The 16,451-nt window shown below is 61.9% G+C and carries 17 protein-coding genes; 12 read left to right on the top strand and 5 right to left on the bottom strand.

The annotated features are described in order from the left end of the window. Positions 1-90: 90 nt before the first annotated feature. A complete protein-coding gene (locus tag APH44_RS30035; RefSeq protein ID WP_172964765.1) occupies positions 91-261 on the bottom strand; it encodes a hypothetical protein in 171 nt (56 codons plus the stop codon). Positions 262-269: 8 nt separating this feature from the next. Then, on the bottom strand, positions 270-572 hold the full coding sequence (locus tag APH44_RS07620; protein ID WP_054892087.1) for a DUF1883 domain-containing protein: 303 nt from the start codon (positions 570-572) through the stop codon (positions 270-272). Between the two features lie 163 nt (positions 573-735). Here APH44_RS07620 and APH44_RS07615 point away from each other — a divergent pair, with 163 nt between their 5' ends. The 12 genes from APH44_RS07615 (at position 736) to APH44_RS07560 (ending at position 13,372) form a co-directional block, all read left to right on the top strand. Further along, a complete protein-coding gene (locus APH44_RS07615; protein WP_054892086.1) occupies positions 736-1,095 on the top strand; it encodes a hypothetical protein in 360 nt (119 codons plus the stop codon). A gap of 145 nt (positions 1,096-1,240) precedes the next feature. Beyond that, the gene (locus APH44_RS07610) at positions 1,241-1,891 is read left to right on the top strand and encodes a cytochrome c (RefSeq protein ID WP_054892085.1); all 651 of its coding nucleotides are present in this window, start codon (positions 1,241-1,243) and stop codon (positions 1,889-1,891) included. Continuing rightward, on the top strand, positions 1,888-2,802 hold the full coding sequence (locus APH44_RS07605; RefSeq protein WP_054892084.1) for a c-type cytochrome: 915 nt from the start codon (positions 1,888-1,890) through the stop codon (positions 2,800-2,802). The genes APH44_RS07610 and APH44_RS07605 overlap by 4 nt, the downstream gene beginning before the upstream one ends. Positions 2,803-2,897: 95 nt before the next feature. Then, positions 2,898-4,259 carry a UDP-glucose/GDP-mannose dehydrogenase family protein gene (locus tag APH44_RS07600; protein ID WP_054892083.1) on the top strand — a complete coding sequence of 454 codons (1,362 nt, stop codon included), beginning with the start codon at positions 2,898-2,900 and terminating at the stop codon, positions 4,257-4,259. 48 nt (positions 4,260-4,307) lie between these two features. Next, positions 4,308-5,147: a UTP--glucose-1-phosphate uridylyltransferase GalU gene (gene galU, locus APH44_RS07595; protein WP_054892082.1), complete on the top strand. Its 840-nt coding sequence runs from the start codon at positions 4,308-4,310 to the stop codon at positions 5,145-5,147. A gap of 102 nt (positions 5,148-5,249) precedes the next feature. Then, positions 5,250-6,605, top strand: a complete 1,356-nt coding sequence (gorA, locus tag APH44_RS07590; protein WP_054892081.1) for a glutathione-disulfide reductase — start codon at positions 5,250-5,252, stop codon at positions 6,603-6,605. A gap of 214 nt (positions 6,606-6,819) precedes the next feature. Further along, on the top strand, positions 6,820-7,344 hold the full coding sequence (locus APH44_RS07585; RefSeq protein ID WP_054892080.1) for a fimbrial protein: 525 nt from the start codon (positions 6,820-6,822) through the stop codon (positions 7,342-7,344). A 59-nt stretch (positions 7,345-7,403) separates the two neighbouring features. Then, on the top strand, positions 7,404-8,147 hold the full coding sequence (locus tag APH44_RS07580) for a molecular chaperone (RefSeq protein ID WP_054892079.1): 744 nt from the start codon (positions 7,404-7,406) through the stop codon (positions 8,145-8,147). Between the two features lie 70 nt (positions 8,148-8,217). Continuing rightward, positions 8,218-10,608, top strand: coding sequence for a fimbria/pilus outer membrane usher protein (locus tag APH44_RS07575; RefSeq protein WP_054892078.1), 2,391 nt, complete (start codon positions 8,218-8,220; stop codon positions 10,606-10,608). A 152-nt stretch (positions 10,609-10,760) separates the two neighbouring features. Next, positions 10,761-11,324, top strand: coding sequence for an alkyl hydroperoxide reductase subunit C (gene ahpC, locus APH44_RS07570; RefSeq protein WP_054884952.1), 564 nt, complete (start codon positions 10,761-10,763; stop codon positions 11,322-11,324). Positions 11,325-11,449: 125 nt separating this feature from the next. Then, entirely contained in the window at positions 11,450-13,012 is a 1,563-nt protein-coding gene (ahpF, locus tag APH44_RS07565) for an alkyl hydroperoxide reductase subunit F (protein ID WP_054892077.1), read from the top strand. Between the two features lie 168 nt (positions 13,013-13,180). Next, entirely contained in the window at positions 13,181-13,372 is a 192-nt protein-coding gene (locus tag APH44_RS07560; RefSeq protein WP_054892076.1) for a hypothetical protein, read from the top strand. 1 nt (position 13,373) lies between these two features. On the opposite strand, the gene APH44_RS07555 is transcribed toward APH44_RS07560, so the two are convergent. The 3 genes from APH44_RS07555 to nhaR form a co-directional block, all read right to left on the bottom strand. Next, complete coding sequence (locus APH44_RS07555) at positions 13,374-14,021, bottom strand: YceH family protein (protein ID WP_054892075.1); 648 nt, start codon at positions 14,019-14,021, stop codon at positions 13,374-13,376. Positions 14,022-14,088: 67 nt separating this feature from the next. After that, positions 14,089-15,300 (bottom strand): serine/threonine transporter SstT, encoded by a 1,212-nt coding sequence (gene sstT / locus APH44_RS07550; protein WP_054892074.1) that lies wholly within the window; start codon positions 15,298-15,300, stop codon positions 14,089-14,091. Between the two features lie 132 nt (positions 15,301-15,432). Then, positions 15,433-16,314: a transcriptional activator NhaR gene (nhaR, locus tag APH44_RS07545; RefSeq protein WP_054892073.1), complete on the bottom strand. Its 882-nt coding sequence runs from the start codon at positions 16,312-16,314 to the stop codon at positions 15,433-15,435. Between the last annotated feature and the right edge of the window lie 137 nt (positions 16,315-16,451).

Raw genomic sequence — 16,451 nt, 5'->3', positions numbered from 1 at the left:
GGCAGGGTGCTATCGGGACGCCAGGCCTGTATCGGCGGTGCAGGCACCCAGGGCGGCGGCGGGCACGCCCTGAGCGCTGTGGCTGTTGGATTACAACGCCTTGCTGACTTGAATGTCGCTGATTTTCTCGGCGTCTTCGCCGTGGATCTTGCGCAACGCTTCCAGGGCTTGTTCCTGAGAGGCATCGGGCATCACGGCAAAGTCCCAGCGGCGCTGGCCGTCGAGCTTGTACTTGATCACGTATTTGAGGTTCTGGGTCATGGCAGGGCTTATCCGAGTTTTGACGACGAGCGACGGATGATCTTGATCTTGTGGGTGAAGGTCGGCTTGCGCGTCACCGAGATCGGGCGGGCGGTCACGGTATCGAGCGTGATGTTCCAGAAACCGGTGCTGGGGACGGTGATTTTCGCCGGGAAGCGTTCGAACAGGCCGCCGTGGTAAGTGTGGCGACCGCCGTTCTTGAAGCTGCGGAAGTTGGCGTCGTTCATCAGGCGGATGTTGCAGCGCTGGGAGCACTCGATAACGACGATGTCATCCTCGTTGAGGTGCTCGCGCTGGTGGACGAATTTCATGTGGGGCTCCGCGAGGTTGGGATTCTGCAAATGCCCAAGATACCACGATGTCAGGGTACACTGGCGGGCTGCACGGCCGGGCCAGGGAGAAATCTGCCAAAGCAGGGAGCAAAATTGCCCGGACGTTGTCGAACGATTTCTTTGATTGGCAGAGGTGCAACGGATGAAGTGGGTGATGGCGGCGGCGACGCTGGTACTGGGTGGTTGCGTCAGCGTCTCGGAGCTGGAGCAGTCGCGAGAGACGCTGGATGTGATCTCCGGCAAGACGCCGCGTGAGTATGCCGATTGTGTCAAGCAGAAGCTGGGCGACAGCCGTGATCCGCTGGTGGAAGAGGCGCGTGGCGATGGCCTGCGCCTGATCGTGCCGCAGAAGCTCAGTGCCGGTGTCGGCCCGGCAGCGCTTGTCGATGTCGACAAGCGTGGCAGTGGCAGTGCCATCAAGCTGCATGAACGCTTGAACAACTTCCCTCTGCGTCTGGGTGATGTGCGCTCCGCAGCGACCCAGTGCATCTCCGGTTCTTGATCCAGCGCAAGCAATACGTCGTTAGACGCCCGATCAATACCTTATGACTTGTAGGGACATTGTTCCGCTTTAGTTATCCGGACTAGTATCCATTTCCTTATGTCTTTTAAGACTAAGCTTATAACAAGGAAATGGAGTGTCCCTGATGAACCCGATGAGTCGCGTCATGATCGGCAGTCTGCTGATCCTGGCCTGGCCCGCGGCGCATGCCGTCGATGGCCAGAAAATCTTCACCCAGGGCGGGCAGAATCCCGCCGCCATGGCCTGTCTCGGTTGCCATGGCCCGGACGGCAAGGGTATCGCCGCCGCCGGTTTTCCCCGCCTGTCCGGCTTGTCTGCCGGATACCTGAGTAAGCAACTCGAGGACTTTCGCTCGGGCAGCCGCAAGCAGCCGGTCATGGAGCCGCTTGCCAAGGCGCTGAGCGACGAGGAGATCCGCTCGGTCAGCGCTTGGCTGGCCGAGCAGCCTTCCGACCCGGTTACGGGTTCGCGCCGTCAGCAAATAGCCAGCGATCCGACCGAACGCCTGGCCTTGTACGGCGACTGGAGCCGGCAGATTCCCGGGTGTGTGCAGTGCCATGGCCCAGGTGGTGCGGGGGTTGGCGAGCACTTTCCGCCACTGGCCGGACAGCCGGCGGCTTACCTGGTTGCGCAGCTCAATGCCTGGCGCGACGGTAGCAGGCGTAACGACCCTAACCAACTGATGGTCGGTGTGGCCAAGGCCATGACCGATGCCGAGGTGACGGCAATCGCCGACTACTTCGCCCACGCTGCCCGCCAGGAGGTCGCACCATGAAAAAAATCTTGATCGCAGCATTGTGGCTCGGCGCAGGCGTCGCCCAGGCGGCGCAGATCGCCATGCAAGACCAGTCGCAGCTCAAGGTGCCCGGCAGTCAGGCCACTCCGGTATTCGTGCCTCCTGCAGAAAGCGAGTTGCCGGACAACGCGTTCGGCCAGATGGTCCGCCAGGGGCATGCGCTGTTCGTTGATACTCGCCGCTTGATGCCTGAGGCTGTCGGCAATGGCATGAACTGCAGCAACTGCCATCTCGACCAAGGCCGCATGGCCCACTCCGCGCCGCTGTGGGGCGCCTACCCGATGTATCCCGCCTATCGCAAGAAAAACGACAAGGTCAACACTTACGCCGAACGTATCCAGGGCTGTTTCCAGTTCAGCATGAACGGCAAGCCCCCGGCGGCCGACAGCCCGCAGATGACCGCGCTCAGCGTCTATGCCTACTGGCTGGCGACCGGCACTCGCACAGGCGTGGAGACGCCCGGTCGCGGCTATCCTGAGGTGCCGCAACCCAAGGACGGCTACGACTTCAAGCGTGGCGAACAGGTGTACAGCGAGCAATGTGCGATCTGCCACGGTGGCAAGGGCGAGGGGCAGAAAGTTGCAGGTGAATACGTCATGCCGCCGTTGTGGGGGCGCGATGCCTATAACTGGGGGGCCGGGATGCACCGGATCAACACCGCCGCGTCCTTCATCAAGCACAACATGCCGCTGGGCAAGCCAGGCAGCCTGAGTGACCAGCAGGCATGGGATGTCGCGGCATGGATCAACCGCCACGAACGCCCGCAGGATCCGCGCCTGGTAGAGGGCTCCATCGAGAAGACGCGGGTGAAGTTCCATGCCAACGATGGCGTCAACTTGTATGGGCAAAAGGTCGAGGGTGTATTGATCGGGCAGGGCACGGGCGGCTGAATACCGGGCACCTGTCATATTCCCGCCGTGTCGCTGTCACGGCCCTGCAATCGCCTGCAGGTTGCAATGTCGTATCTTCCTGAAGGAGTGCGGCCATGGAACTCTGTGTGATCGGGGCGGGGTATGTGGGGCTGGTCACGGCGGCCTGTTTCGCGCAAATGGGCAATCGCGTGGTCTGTCTGGAGCATGACCGTTCGCGCCTGGCCCGGTTGCGTCAGGGGCAGTGTCCGATCTACGAGCCCGGGCTCGCTGCGCTCGTGCAGGAGGGGCTGCACAGTGGCCTGCTGAGTTTCACCGAGCACTGGGATCACGCGTTGGCGCGGGTTGATGTGGCGTTCATCGCCGTGGGCACGCCCAGCCATGAAGACGGCTCGGCGGACCTGCAGCATGTGCTGGCGGTGGCCGACAGTCTCGGGCGGCACTTGCTGCGCCCATGCCTGGTGGTGAACAAGTCGACCGTGCCGGTGGGCACGGCCGAGCGGGTTGCCCGGCAGGTCAACAGCGGCTTGCGCGCACGCGGGGCCAGTTTCACGGTGTCGGTGGCGAGCAATCCGGAGTTTCTCAAGGAGGGCAGCGCCGTCGAGGACTTCGTGCGCCCTCAGCGTATCATCATCGGCACCGACAGTGACGCCGCCACTCAATGCTTGCAGCGCCTGTATGCGCCCTTTGTACGTAACCGGGAGCGCGTGCTGGTCATGAGCCCGCGCGCCGCCGAATTCAGCAAGTATGCCGCCAATGCCTTCCTTGCCACCAAGATTTCCTTCGTCAACGAACTGGCCGGCCTGTGCGCCGAGCTGGACGTGGATATCGAACAGGTGCGTCGCGGGATCGGCAGCGACCGGCGCATCGGCAGCGATTTCATCTACGCAGGCTGCGGCTACGGCGGCTCATGCTTTCCAAAGGACGTGCGTGCGCTGATCCACACAGCCGAGCAGCATGGCTACCAGCCGGCGATCCTGCGCGCGGTCCAGGCGCGCAACGCGCAGCAGAAGACCGTGTTGTTCCAGGCACTGCAGCAGCATTTCGGGGGGAGCATGCGCGGGTGCAATGTGGCGTTGTGGGGCCTGGCGTTCAAGCCTGGCACCGACGACCTGCGCGAGGCACCCAGCCTGGTGCTGCTCGACGCCCTGCTGGCGGCAGGGGCACGGGTGCGGGCCTGTGACCCGGCGGCGCTGGAGGGGGCCGCGGCGGCTTATCCGCAGGCGCTGGCCAGTGGTCAATTGCAGTTGGGGGATGATCCCTATGCCTGTGTGGAGGGCGCGGATGCACTGGTACTGGTGACCGAATGGAAGCAGTTCCGCCAGCCGGATTTTCGTCGGATCAGGGGCCTGATGCGTAAGCCGGTGCTGTTCGACGGGCGTAATATTTACGATCCATCGGAACTATCTACACTGGGTTATCTCTATCATGGCATCGGTCGGCCGCAGGTGGGGCATTGTAAGGTGACTGCCGCCTGATTAGACTGCGCCGAATACCACAGGCCCAGCCCTTGTTTAAGGATGTATATGATCAAAAAATGCTTGTTCCCGGCAGCCGGTTACGGCACCCGCTTCCTGCCCGCTACCAAAGCCATGCCCAAGGAAATGCTGCCGGTGGTGAACAAGCCACTGATCCAGTATGGCGTTGAAGAGGCCTTGGACGCCGGTCTGAACGAGATCTCCATTGTCACCGGGCGCGGCAAGCGCGCGCTGGAAGACCATTTCGACATCAGCTATGAGCTGGAAAATCAGATCAAGGGCACCGACAAGGAAAAATACCTGGTCGGTATCCGTCGCCTGCTCGACGAGTGCTCGTTCTCCTACACCCGCCAGACTGAAATGAAGGGCCTGGGCCACGCCATCCTCACCGGTCGCCCCCTGATCGGTGACGAGCCGTTCGCCGTGGTGCTGGCGGATGACCTGTGCGTCAACCCTGAAGGTGACGGTGTACTGACCCAGATGGTCAAGCTGTTCAATCAGTTCCGCTGCTCGATCGTTGCCATCCAGGAAGTCGATCCGCAGGAAACCAACAAGTACGGCGTGATTGCTGGCGACATGATCCGCGATGACATCTTCCGCGTGACCAACATGGTCGAGAAGCCCAAGCCTGAAGATGCGCCGTCGAACCTGGCGATCATTGGCCGCTACATCCTGACCCCGGACATCTTCGATATCATCGCCAACACCGAGCCGGGCAAAGGCGGGGAGATCCAGATCACCGACGCCCTGATGAAGCAGGCACAGAACGGTTGTGTCATTGCCTACAAGTTCAAGGGCAAGCGTTTCGACTGCGGCGGCGCCGAAGGCTATATCGACGCCACCAACTTCTGCTTCGAGAACTACTACAAGACCGGCAAGGCCTACTGAGTCCGAGCCAGCGCTGCAGCGTCACTTTTCTTGCTGTCTGACGCTTGCAGCGCGTCACGAAAAGAGCCACCCTCGGGTGGCTTTTTTTGTGGAGTCTGGAAAGTGGCCTACGATTTTGATCTGTTCGTGATTGGTGCCGGTTCCGGCGGTGTACGCGCGGCGCGCTTTGCCGCGGGGTTCGGGGCAAAGGTGGCGGTGGCCGAGAGTCGTTATCTGGGCGGCACCTGCGTCAACGTCGGCTGTGTGCCGAAGAAGTTGCTGGTGTACGGTGCACACGTCGCCGATGAGCTGGAGCAGGCGGCCGGCTACGGCTGGACCCTCGAAGAAGGTCACTTCGACTGGGGCACCCTGATCGCCAACAAGAACCGCGAGATCGAGCGTCTCAACGGCATCTACCGCAACCTGCTGGTCAACAGCGGCGTCACCTTGCTGCAAGGTCATGCACGCATGACCGGTGCCCATGAGGTTGAGGTAGAAGGTCAGCGCTACAGCGCGGCGAACATTCTCATCGCCACGGGCGGCTGGCCACAGGTGCCTGACATCCCTGGCAAGGAACTGGCGATCACCTCGAACGAGGCGTTCTACCTCAAGGAGCTGCCACGCCGGGTGCTGGTGGTCGGTGGTGGCTACATTGCCGTCGAATTCGCCGGCATCTTCCAGGGCCTGGGCGCCGATACCTCCTTGCTGTATCGCGGCGACCTGTTCCTGCGCGGCTTCGATGGTTCGGTACGTACCCACCTGAAGGAGGAACTGGAAAAGCGCGGTCTGGACCTGCAGTTCAACGCTGATATCCAGCGTATTGACCAACAGGCCGATGGCAGCCTCAAGGCGACGCTCAAGGACGGTCGGGAGTTGATCGCCGACTGTGTGTTCTACGCCACCGGTCGTCGTCCGATGCTCGACAATCTGGGGCTGGAGAACACCGGCGTGGAGCTCGACGAGCGCGGTTACATCCGGGTCGACGACCTGTACCGTACCACCGAGCCTTCGGTGTTCGCCTTGGGCGATGTGATCGGTCGTGTCCAGCTCACACCGGTCGCTCTGGCTGAAGGCATGGCGGTGGCCCGTCACCTGTTCAAGCCTGAGCAGTACCGTTCGGTGGACTATCAGAACATCCCCACGGCGGTGTTCAGCCAGCCGCCGATCGGCACCGTCGGCCTGACCGAAGAGCAGGCACTGGCTGCCGGCCACAAGATCCAGATCTTCGAGAGCCGCTTCCGCGCCATGAAGCTGACCCTCACCGACCTGCAGGAAAAGACCCTGATGAAGCTGGTGGTCGATGCCGAGACCGACAAGGTCCTGGGTTGCCATATGGTGGGGCCGGATGCAGGCGAGATCATCCAGGGGCTGGGTATCGCACTCAAGGCAGGCGCCACAAAGCAGCAGTTTGACGAGACTATCGGCGTGCATCCGACCGCCGCTGAGGAATTCGTCACGATGCGGACTGTAACTCGTTGAAGTTCGCAGCATTCTCCGGGCCTCGAAGCATGAGGCCTGGGGATTGTTCCCACAATCGCATAGTAGAAAATCCTACCGCTGTCATGGTTGTCGCCAGCCGCTGATCAACCAATCACCGACAGAGCCTCCCAAGCCTGATGCAGATACTGTTGCCGCGCCGCTCTACGGCGCCGGTTCGGCATGTGCCTGATCGTCTAGCTTGAGGAAGGATGATATGGACAGGTTCTACAAAAGTGTATTTGCGCTCTGCGGGTTGTCGCTGATCGTCGGGGGGGCCCAGGCAGACCATGGCGAAATCAGCTTTCAGGGGCGGGTTCTGGCGCCGACGTGCATCATCAATGGGGGGGACGGCAATCTTCCGGTGACCCTGCCGGATGTCAATGCCGCGAAACTCGTGCGTCCAGGCGATGTGGAAGGGGAAACCTCCTTCGTATTGCAACTGACGGGTTGTACCCATGTCGGCCAGGTTTCAACTTACTTCGAGCCAGGTGCAAGCGTCAGTGATCAAGGGCGTCTGATCGTCGATGCCGGCGGCAGTGAAAACGTCGAGCTGCAATTGCTCAACAGTGCCAAGAGCGTCATGAATCTCGCAGCAGCCAAGGGCTCGCAGAACTCCCAGCAAGTCACCCTCGTGGATGGTAACGCGACGCTGCGCTACTACGCCCAGTACTACTCGACAGGCCGCACTACCCCAGGCCTGGTCAGTTCCAGAATCCGCTACTCGCTGGATTATCTCTGAGTCCTCTGGAGCCGCCCTGTCCGGGGCTGCTCCACTCCCAATTTTTCGAGTGGAACATCATGAAGCTATCACTCAGCGCCAAGGGGTGGGGATTGTTGCTGGCCGCGTTTCTGTTGTGCACGCAGGCCAACGCCAGTGTGGTGATTGCCACCACGCGGGTCGTCTATCCCGCCGAGAGCTCCGAGGTCACTGTCAGGTTGAGCAACGAGGGACGGTATCCGTCGCTGGTGCAGGTCTGGGTCGACGAAGGAGGGCCGGAAGAGGCTGAGGATGAGTTACAGGGACCATTCAGCGTGACACCTGGGTTATTGCGCCTGGACCCGGGCAAGCGCCAGAGCCTGAGGGTGTTTCACGATAGTCGTGCCATGCCAACGGATCGAGAGAGCCTGTACTGGCTGAATGTACTCGATGTCCCGCCGAAAGGTGGTGGCGATAACAGCCTGCAGATTTCCCTCAGGACTCGTATCAAACTGTTCTATCGGCCGCAGGGATTGGCCGCAAAGCCTGCCGATGCTCATGCACGGCTTACCTGGCGCCTGGTCAGGGAATCCCAGGGCTGGGTACTGCATGCGGACAATCCCACGCCTTATCACGTCAATCTCGCCAAGCTCGAGGCTGTCCATCCGGGTTCGGCGTTGCCAGCATCGGTAGGCCATGTTGCTCCCCTCAGCAGCGCCCGTTTCGCGTTGAGCTCCGCGCCGTCTCGTCCCGATGCGGTTTCTCAGGTCCGCTATCAGTACCTGGATGACTACGGCGCCTCTCGAGAAGCTGTTGCAATCCTGCAGTTCCCTCAAGGCCGTTAAACCCATGAGTTGTCGCCGGTGGTGGGCCATTCTCGGTATGACAGGAGGGTATGTCGGGCTTGTACCTGGTGTGGAGTTCGATCCCGGCCTGTTGCGCCAGGGCAGCACGATCAATCTCGAGCGTTTCCAGGCCAGCGATTCGGTTCCCCAGGGCGACTTTGCCCTGGATATCATCCTCAACCAGCAGTGGATAGGGCGGCGCACCGTGTTTCTACGCAATCGGGATGCATCCGGTCAGGCGGCGCCCTGTTATGACCGAATCCTGCTCGAAGAGTTGGGGCTTGATCTAGCGAGGCTGGCGGCTCAGCCGCGCAAGCAACTGATCATCCCCGACAGCTGCATGATGTTGCCTCAACTGCTGGTGGCCGCCAGCGAGGACCTGGATTTTGGGGCCTTGCAACTGCGCCTTGAAATTGACCGGTCTTTGCTGCGTCGCCAACCCCAGGACAATTTGCCATTCCATACCTGGGATGCAGGTGTCACAGCAGGGTTTGTCGACTACCGCCTGAATGTGCATGAGCAGCACGACCTGCAGGCAGGCAGTCGTAGCCAGCAGGGCTATCTCGGCCTGCGTGCCGGATTCAATACCGGGGATTGGTATTGGCGCCACGAAGGCAATGCGCAGATGAGCGACAAGCGCGCAGCCCGGTACCAGCCGGGTGCGACGTCGGTACGGCGCGATGTTCCCTTGTGGTCGGCCCAGCTTACTCTCGGCGATGGCTACGTTGCTGGGGATGTATTTGACAGCAGCGCCTTTCGCGGACTGCGATTATCCACTGACGAGCGCATGTTGCCCCGCGCACAGCGGGGGTTTGCGCCGGTAGTGAGGGGCGTGGCCAATACTACGGCGCTGTTGAGCATCCGCCAGCGAGGGATGTTGCTGCATGAGTCGACGGTGCCGCCGGGGCCGTTCGAGATCGACGATCTGTATGCCAGTGGCCTCAACGACGATCTGGAGGTCACCCTGGAGGAGGCTGACGGCAGCGTACGACGCTTCACGTTGCCCTATCAGGCCGCGCCACTGGCCTTGCGAGAAGGGGCAAGCCGTTTCGACCTTAGTGCGGGGGTGTGGCGCGACGACCTTGGGCGTCCTGGCCCAGGTCATGTGCAAGGCAGTTGGCAACAGGGGGTCGACAACACCTTCAGCGTACATGGAGGCGCCTGGCTGGCAGAGGACTATCTGGCCAGCGCCATGGGGGGGGCGATCAACAGCCGCTTTGGTGCTTTTGGATTGACCGCATACCACGCACAGGCATCGCTAGGCCAGGGTCGCTCCGCGCAGGGGCAGGCGCTGCGTTTCAGTTGGCGCCAGCGGGTGGAGGCAACGGCCACCGACCTGAGCGCCAGCCTTACCCATCGCAATAACGCTGATTACTACAGCTTTGACGAGTTCGCCCGCACCAGCCAGCAAACGCAGCGTACAAATCAGCGTTCGCCTCAGCACTGGCGGGCAGCGCTGGCACTTCAGCAGCGCCTGCCCGGGAGCGGTCGTCTGAGCCTGAGGGCCAGCGCGGGTAAGCAGTGGGGATCTGGGGTGGGCAATCGTGAGTACAACGTGGGGTATTACAACAATCTGCGCTCGCTCTCCTACGGCATGACGCTTGGGCGCGAGTATCGAGGCAACGGACAGGCCGTGAGCGCTTTGACACTGACGGCCAGCTTGCCGTTGGGTATGCAACGTCGTGGATCGCTGAGCTCCAGCATGAGCCGCGACTCCGAAGGCGGGGCCAGGACGAATGTGCGCTGGAGCGCGACTGCCGGCGAGGATGGGCAATGGGGGTATGGCCTGTCCAGTGTGTACCAGGAGGGAAGGCAAGGCGGCGCAGGGCTCGACGCCAACCTGGTGCATCGCAGCCCGACGGGAGAGCTGAGCGGGGTCGTGGCCCAGCGCCAGGGATCCCGCCAGCTGGCACTCGGCGCGCGCGGCTCGGTGGTCGCCCATCCGGGAGGTGTACTGTTGGCACAACCGTTGGGCGAAAGTTTCGCTATCGTCCATGCCCCCTTCGCTGAAGCGGCGCGTATTCAGCAGCATCCGAGTGTGCGGCTGAATGCCCAGGGCTTTGCGGTGGTCCCCTCGTTGAGCCCCTACAGCGTGAATACCGTCGACCTGGACCCCAAGGGCATGTCACAGGATGTGGAGTTGCAGATCAGCGGTCAGTCGGTGGTGCCCCGAGCCGGTGCGGTGACACTGCTGCACTATCCGACGCGCAGCGGTCGCTTGCTGATGCTGGAGGCTCGCAACGAGCACGGGCATGCCTTGCCGTTCGGTGCCCAGGTATTCGATGTGCAAGGTGACGAGGTGGGGATGGTGGGGCAGGGCAGCCGCCTGCATTTTCGCTCGCATGACGCGCGAGGACGGGTAAGGGTCTCCTGGGGTGAGCAAGCAGATGCGAGCTGCTGGCTGGATTACGCAGAGGGCGCAGCCTCGACCTGCACTTCAGGACCGGCAGACGAGGCATAGGAATGAAAAAATCTATCGGTCGCGCAGCTTATAGCCAAAACCAATCACCAACATGAGGTTTACCAATGAGCCATTGTCGAGGTCATTGGATAGGATTACTCCATCGAAAGTTACCCACCCCAAGTTAACTAACCCTCGAAGGAGCGTTTCTCATGCCAATCATCAACAGCCAGGTCAAACCGTTCAACGCCACTGCCTACCACAAAGGCGAGTTCGTTCAGGTAAGCGAAGCCGACCTGAAAGGCAAATGGTCCGTCGTGTTCTTCTACCCGGCTGACTTCACTTTCGTCTGCCCGACCGAACTGGGTGACCTCGCTGACAACTACGCCGAGTTCCAGAAACTGGGCGTCGAGATCTACGGCGTGTCCACCGACACCCACTTCACCCACAAAGCCTGGCACGACACTTCGGAAACCATCGGCAAGATCCAGTACCCGCTGATCGGTGACCCGACCCACGTCATCTCGCGCAACTTCGACGTGCTGATCGAAGAAGCCGGTCTGGCTGATCGCGGCACCTTCGTGATCAACCCGGAAGGTCAGATCAAGATCGTCGAACTGAACGACGGTGGTGTAGGTCGTGACGCAGCCGAGCTGCTGCGCAAGGTCAAGGCTGCCCAGTACGTTGCCGCTCACCCAGGCGAAGTCTGCCCGGCCAAGTGGAAAGAAGGCGAAGCCACTCTGGCGCCGTCGCTGGACCTGGTCGGCAAGATCTGAGTCCATGCATCAGTCGAGGGCGGTGAGCAGCCGCCACAGCTGAAGTACTCACTGCCCCGTCAAACGCCCGGGCGACCTCGCCTGGGCGTTTTTGTATCCGAGTTTTGAAAAAGGAATCGCCCCGTATGTTGGACGCCACGCTTAAATCGCAACTGAAAACCTACCTGGAGCGGGTCACCCAGCCGATCGAGATCGTTGCCTCCCTCGACGACGGCGCGAAGTCCCGTGAAATGCACGACCTGCTGGTTGAGATCGCCGGCCTGTCGAACCTCATTACCCTGCGCGAGGACGGCAGCGACGCCCGTCGCCCGTCATTCTCGCTCAACCGTCCCGGGGGCAATATCAGCCTGCGTTTCGCCGGCATCCCCATGGGCCATGAATTCACCTCTCTGGTACTGGCGTTGCTGCAGGTCGGCGGCCACCCTTCGAAGGCCAGCGCCGAAGTGATCGAGCAGATCCAGGCCCTGGAAGGCGAGTTCAGCTTCGAGACTTACTTCTCGCTGTCTTGCCAGAACTGCCCGGACGTGGTCCAGGCCCTGAACCTGATGGCGGTGCTCAACCCCAACATTCGTCACGTCGCCATCGATGGTGCGCTGTTCCAGGATGAAGTCGAATCGCGCAAAGTCATGGCGGTGCCGAGCATCTACCTGAACGGTGAAGTGTTCGGCCAGGGCCGCATGGGCCTGGAAGAGATTCTCGGAAAGATCGACACCAGTGCTGGCAGCCGCCAGGCCGAGAAGATCAACGCCAAGGACGCTTTCGATGTGCTGGTGGTCGGCGGTGGCCCGGCTGGCGCTGCGGCAGCCATCTACGCTGCGCGCAAAGGCATTCGTACCGGCGTTGCCGCCGAGCGCTTCGGCGGCCAGGTGCTCGACACCCTGGCGATCGAGAACTTCATCTCCGTGCAGGAGACCGAAGGGCCGAAGCTGGCCACTGCGCTGGAAGAGCACGTCAAGCAGTACGACGTCGACATCATGAATTTGCAGCGCGGTGAAGCGCTGATCCCGGCCGCCGATGGCGGTCTGCACGAAGTACGCCTGGCCAGCGGTGCGTCGCTCAAGGCCAAGACCGTGATCCTCGCCACCGGCGCCCGCTGGCGCGAAATGAATGTCCCCGGTGAGCAGGAATACCGCTCCCGTGGCGTGGCTTACTGCCCGCACTGCGACGGCCCGCTGTTCAAGGGCAAGCGCGTGGCGGTGATCGGCGGCGGCAACTCTGGCGTGGAAGCAGCCATCGACCTGGCCGGTATCGTCGCTCAGGTGACGCTGATCGAGTTCGACAGCCAGCTGCGTGCCGATGCGGTGCTGCAGCGCAAACTGCACAGCCTGCCGAACGTCAAGGTGATCACCAGTGCCCTGACCAAGGAAGTGCTGGGTAACGGCGAGAAGGTCACCGGCCTGCGCTACGAAGACCGGACCAGCAACGAGATCCACGAACTGGCGCTCGAAGGTATCTTCGTGCAGATCGGCCTGCTGCCGAACACCGATTGGCTCAAGGGCACGGTCGAGTTGTCGCCGCGCGGCGAGATCATCGTCGACGCAAAAGGCCAGACCAGCATCCCTGGTGTGTTCGCGGCCGGTGACGTGACCACGGTGCCGTACAAGCAGATCGTCATCGCCGTGGGCGAGGGCGCCAAAGCTTCGCTGGCAGCCTTCGACCACCTGATCCGGACTTCGGCGCCGGCGTAAGTCAGCGCTGGTCTGATCGCGGGACAAGCCCGCTCCCACCGGTAAAGCGCAGTTCTCGAGAGCTGCGCTTTACCGGTGGGAGCGGGCTTGTCCGTGATATGGCCGACCAAACCAAGTATCACCCGAGGGTGTCTATGATTACTGCAGACGCTCCCAGGAGGTACAGTCATGACCCCGATCAGTCGAGAACCCTGGTGGTTGGTGCCACCCAAGCCCGGCCAGCAGGAGCAGGACCTGCACTGGGGCTATCTGGAAATCTATCCCGACGGCCGCACCGTGTTCGTCGACCAGCGCCCCAGCGACAGAGAGTTGGCCGAGCGCAAGAGCTGCCGTAACTTCCCCGAACCCGACCAGCCCTGACTCAGCCCTCAAGCTGAGCCAGCCGGGCTTCCAGTGCCGCGACCCGGGCTTCCAGCGCCTCGATCCGCTCGTCCGAAGCCGCACCTGACGCACTGCGTGAACCACCTTCCTGCTGGCGCGCGGCAAGAATCGCTTCGATCTCGGCCGGATCGCCCAGGGCGTGGGTGTAGCGGTCTTCACGCTGGCCTGCCTGACGTGGCAGGTGCAACGCCAGCCCACGTGAAACCAGGCGTTCCAGCTGATGCTGGACCTGATCGACGTCTTCGAATTCGTGCAGGCGATTGCTGCGGGTCAGTAATTCGTTGAGAGTCTGCGGCCCGCGCAGGAACATCAGGCCCATCAGTACCAACTGTGCCGGCACCAGTTCCAGCGCCTTGTCCACCCGCTGCTCCCAGCGGTCGGCGCGGCTGCCCATCTGCAGGCGGGCCATGTCCTGGCCTTCGAGTGCGCGCAGGGCCTGGCCGACCTGGCCGGTGGAGAGGTTCATCACCGGCTCGCGGCTGGTCTTCTGGTTGCAGGCCAGGACCAGCGCATTGAGTGTCAGTGGGTAGCTTTCCGGGCTGGTGGCCTGCTTTTCGATCAGCGCGCCGAGGATACGGACCTCGATACTGTTGAGGCGGCCTTCGCCTGCGGTTTCGTGTTCTGACATGGCCCTGTCTCGTTACTAGGAAAAGGCCATTAGCCTAGGCCTTGCGTCTGGCTTAAGCAATTGCAGCTCAGGCAGCACGCCGCTCCATGGCCTCGCACGCAGCCGCAGTGAAGAGTACGTCGGTCGATGAATTGAGCGCGGTTTCCGCCGAGTCCTGCAACACACCGATGATGAAGCCGACGGCAACCACCTGCATCGCAATCTCGCTGGGAATGCCGAACAGGCTGCAAGCCAGAGGAATCAACAGGAGCGACCCGCCGGCCACGCCCGAGGCGCCGCAGGCACAGACCGCAGCCACCACGCTGAGCAGCACCGCGGTCGGCAGGTCGATGGTGATCCCCAGGGTATGCACCGCCGCCAGGGTCAGCACGGTAATGGTGATCGCTGCCCCGGCCATGTTGATGGTCGCACCCAGCGGGATCGACACCGAGTAGGTGTCTTCATGCAGGCCCAGGCGCTCCGACAATGCCAGGTTCACCGGAATGTTTGCTGCCGAGCTGCGAGTGAAGAACGCGGTAATACCGCTTTCGCGCAGGCACAGGAGGGTCAGCGGGTAAGGGTTGCGACGAATCTTCCAGAACACGATCAACGGGTTCATCACCAACGCCACGAACAGCATGCAGCCGATCAGCACCCCCAGCAGGTGCAGGTAGCCGAGCAGGGCATCCAGGCCCGCCTCGGCCAGGGTCGAGCTGACCAGGCCGAAGATCCCCAGCGGGGCGAAGCGAATCACCACGCGAACCAGCTGCGTGATGCCATTGGACAGGTCGTCGACCACACCGCGCGTTGCCTTGCCAGCCTTGCGCAGCACTATGCCCAGGCCGATCGCCCAGGTCAGGATGCCGATGAAGTTGGCATTGACCAGTGCGCTCACCGGATTGTCCACCGCGCTCAGTAGCAGGCCCTGCAGCACTTCGGTGATGCCGCCGGGGGCACTCAGCGTCGCTTCATGTGCGCTCAACACCAGAGTCGAAGGGAAGGCCATGCTCGCCACCACGGCGACCACCGCGGCACCGAAAGTGCCCAGCAGGTAGAGCCAGAGAATAGGGCGGATATGGGTCTGCTGGCCTTGTTGGTGGTTGGCGATGGAGGCAATGACCAGCACGAACACCAGGATCGGTGCCACGGCCTTGAGGGCCGAGACGAACACCTTGCCGAGGAATGCAAGATCCCGGGCCAGGCTTGGGGCGATCAGCGCCAGGGCGATACCGGCAGCCAGGCCAATGATGATCTGTGTCACCAGGCTGGTGCGGTTGAGAAGGCGAAAAACAGGGCTCATGTGCAGCGGGGTCTCGGGTTTGAACGAACCGCGGACTTTAGCACAGGCACTGTAGGACAGGGCTGACGGTATTGTTCCTCCGACGCACTGCAGCGATCGCGGTGCAATCTGCCAGAAAAAGCCAGCATGGCCTCACCAGTTGAACAGCTCCCTGCGTGCCCCCTCGGTAATCGCCACGATCCCCGGATGCTTGACCTTGCGCTCCACCGAAATCGCATAGAACGACTCATGCACCGCCTCGGTTTGCCCGATCAACTCCACGCCGTATTGCCGACACACCTCATCGGCGATCACGCTTGGCGCCACGAAGATGCCGCTGCCCGATTGCCCGAATGCCTGCATCAAGGCGCTGTCGTCGAATTCCCCGACGATACGCGGCTGCACCTGCTGCTCGGCGAGCCAGCGGCGCACCACCGTTTCCTGGCCGGGGATCAGTAGCGGTGCGTCGTTGAGGCAACCGGGGAAGGGCTGTTTCAACCGAGTGGCAAGTGCCGCAGTGGCAAAAAAGCTCAGGCCGCACTCGCCCAGTTTCTGGCTATAGCCCTTGATGTCCAGATGGCTGGGCATGGGGCTGTCGGAGATCACCAGGTCAAGGCGCTGGATCGCCAGGTCCGCGAGCAGGCGCTCCAGCTTGTCTTCACGGCAATTGATGCGCAGTACTTCGTCAAGCTCCATGGTCGGTGCCAGCAAGCGATAGACGATGGACTTGGGCACCACGTCGGCGACCCCGACGCGGAACAGGATCTGCTCCTGGGGGCCGGCCCGTAGCAGGGTCTCGAGTTCGCTACCGATCTGAAACATCTGCTCGGCATAGGCGAGGGTCTGGCGGCCGGTTTCGGTCAGCTCCAGTTGGCGACCGACGCGCTGGAACAGCTCCAGGTTGTAGGTCTGTTCGAACAGGCTGATCTGGCCGCTGATGGTCTGCGGCGTGAGATTCAATTGCTCGCTGGCGCGGGTGATGCTGCCAGTGCGGGCTACTATCCAGAAATAGTGAAGCTGCCGGTAGTTGAGCATGGAGGTGCTACTCGATTCGTAAAAACCGAAGTATAACCGCTAAAAATACGAATTTTCCTGAACTGTTGTCCTCTCTAGAATTCGACTCCATCAGGCGCGGTGCGCGCGCCAGCCGAATATCGATAAGCGAGGACCCT

The organism is Pseudomonas sp. NBRC 111143, assembly GCF_001320965.1.
GTDB classification, from domain to species: domain Bacteria; phylum Pseudomonadota; class Gammaproteobacteria; order Pseudomonadales; family Pseudomonadaceae; genus Aquipseudomonas; species Aquipseudomonas machongensis.
The sequence above is the reverse complement of the archived record's forward strand: the minus strand, read 5'-3'. Positions and strand labels throughout refer to the sequence as shown.